The following is an 851-nucleotide window of genomic DNA, read 5'->3' on the forward strand; positions in this document are numbered from 1 at the left end:
CAGTAGGCTCAAGCTGGCATCCGTATATCGTACAGGGCAGCAGAAGATTGCCTATACAAGAGGATGAAACCGCACTCGTGTTATTCGCATTGTGGAAGGATTACTCGCGGAATCAAGTGATTGAGCTGCCGCAGTCCTTATATAGCAACCTGATTCGCAAGGCTGCTACTTTTTTGACCTCGTACATGGAGCCTTCCTTGTCACTGCCGAAACCGAGCTATGACTTGTGGGAGGAGCGCTACGGCATCTGGACGTATACCGCCGCATCTGTATATGGCGGTTTAATGGCTGCATCGTTTTTCACAGATCTATTTGGCGATTATGAGCGCAGCGATCTTTACAAAAGCACAGCAGAAACAATTAAACATGGCATTGTAACTAATTTGTGGGATGAAGAAACCGGTCGATTCGCCAGAGGACTTATTCAGAAGGATAATCGCTGGGTGAAGGATATGACGCTCGAGAGCAGCTTGTTCGGCGTTCTGGAATTTGGCGTGCTTCCTGTTGATGATTATCGTGTCGTGCAGACGATGCATGCGATTAAGGAAGGGCTGCAGGTCAAAACCCATATCGGAGGCATCGCCCGTTACACGAACGATTATTATTTCCAGCAAACAGGTGAAATTGACAAGGTTCCAGGAAACCCTTGGATTATTTGTACGCTATGGGTAGCTAACTTTGAGATTGATTCCGCCAAAACGCTTCAAGAGCTGGAAAGCCCGCGCAGTACGCTGCAATGGGTATCTGATCATGCACTGCAAAGCGGATTGCTGCCGGAGCAGCTTAATCCTTACGACGGAACGCCGCTATCAGTAGCGCCGCTAACTTGGTCGCATGCAACCGTCGTACAC

At 48.9% G+C, this 851-nt stretch carries 1 protein-coding gene; it reads left to right on the top strand.

Translation table 11 applies throughout. The features are described from left to right. Positions 1–851, top strand: an 851-nt coding sequence (locus tag AC1DSE_RS35900; protein WP_477529199.1) for a glycoside hydrolase family 15 protein, incomplete at both ends; no start/stop codon positions are given.

The sequence above is a fragment of the Paenibacillus sp. 01L418 genome (genome assembly GCF_056400045.1).